The organism is Mesonia aestuariivivens, from assembly GCF_019311235.1.
Taxonomy (GTDB): domain Bacteria; phylum Bacteroidota; class Bacteroidia; order Flavobacteriales; family Flavobacteriaceae; genus Mesonia; species Mesonia aestuariivivens.
In genome coordinates, this window is record NZ_JAHWDF010000067.1 from 1 (window position 1) to 618 (window position 618).

At 39.8% G+C, this 618-nt stretch carries 1 protein-coding gene; it reads left to right on the top strand.

All coding sequences use genetic code 11. The annotated features are described in order from the left end of the window. On the top strand, positions 1–618 hold a 618-nt coding region (locus KW502_RS15300), incomplete at both ends, for a toprim domain-containing protein (protein ID WP_255554298.1).

The window sequence follows — 618 nt, forward strand, 5'->3', positions numbered from 1 at the left end:
GGAATATGTTCCAGTATTTTAGAAATGCCGTACACAACTCCAAACCTGCAAAACAGTACCTGGAAAGTAGAAACCTTGATTTTAAAAAACTGGAAGTCGGTTACAATGCCGGTCAGTTCCACCACGGGGCAAGGCGGGACGAAACCCTGATCGAACAATGTGTAAAATACGGATTATTGATAGACAAAGGCTTGGTCAGCCGTTCAGGAAACAAAGCCTATAGCGTTTTTGGTAAATGGTGCATCTGTTTTGCCCTGAAGAATCAAGAAAATGAAGTAACCGGGCTGTATTTTAGAAGTACGCTCGACAACACTTCGACAAGCTCAGCGCAGAGAAAAACAGCAAAACATTTTTACTTAAAAGACAGAAAAGGGCTTTATCCAAACTACCCAAGCAAGAACTGCAAAAAACTGATATTGACGGAAGCCATCATCGATGCAGCTTCATTATTACAAATCGAAACCATCACAAAGGATTATGAAATACTGAGCTGTTACGGAACCAACGGCTTAAATGCTGAAATCCTAACTGCAATAAAAGATTTACAGCAACTGGAAGAAATCATTTTTACTTTTGATAATGACAGTGCAGGAAAAGAAGCCATAACCAAATATGCCA